Genomic DNA, 459 nt, shown 5'->3' on the forward strand with positions numbered 1-459 from the left:
ATCTGGCCGTGGTTCCTACCTATTTCGCCCCCTAAAACTGTCCGAAGTATTGAGAGTGACTAAAGATGAAATTTATTTTTATATTTTTTGTGTTGTTTTGCGTTTTGTTTGTTCCTGCTTTTCTTATTGAGAAAGGAAATAGTTTCTCTCTAGGTGTTAAGTTGTTTGTTGTTATGTTTATTGTTGCTTTTATTTTTTTGTGTGTGGTTAATTTTACCTCACGTGAAAGTGATGGCTTCTTTAAGAATATCTACAGCTATATATTCCCTTTGTTTGTGGCGCTTTTCTCGTCAGGAAGATATTTTTATTTAAGATGGATTAAATTGAATGCAGGGGCTCTAATGACAATATTTCTGACAGTTTTAGAGGGGTAGACTTCTGAACCTAGTAATCCAGGATGTCCAGTACATCTGGACTGTACAGGGCTGGTTGTACTTGGCGGTAGTGATTGACCTCTAT

At 36.4% G+C, this 459-nt stretch carries 1 protein-coding gene; it reads left to right on the forward strand.

Going from position 1 to position 459, the window contains the following annotated elements; translation table 11 throughout:
• Positions 1-65: 65 nt before the first annotated feature.
• Positions 66-374 carry a hypothetical protein gene (locus MO867_RS22605; protein WP_252473370.1) on the forward strand — a complete coding sequence of 103 codons (309 nt, stop codon included), beginning with the start codon at positions 66-68 and terminating at the stop codon, positions 372-374.
• The last annotated feature ends 85 nt before the right edge of the window (positions 375-459 follow it).

The sequence above is a fragment of the Microbulbifer okhotskensis genome, assembly GCF_023895975.1.
Taxonomy (GTDB): domain Bacteria; phylum Pseudomonadota; class Gammaproteobacteria; order Pseudomonadales; family Cellvibrionaceae; genus Microbulbifer; species Microbulbifer okhotskensis.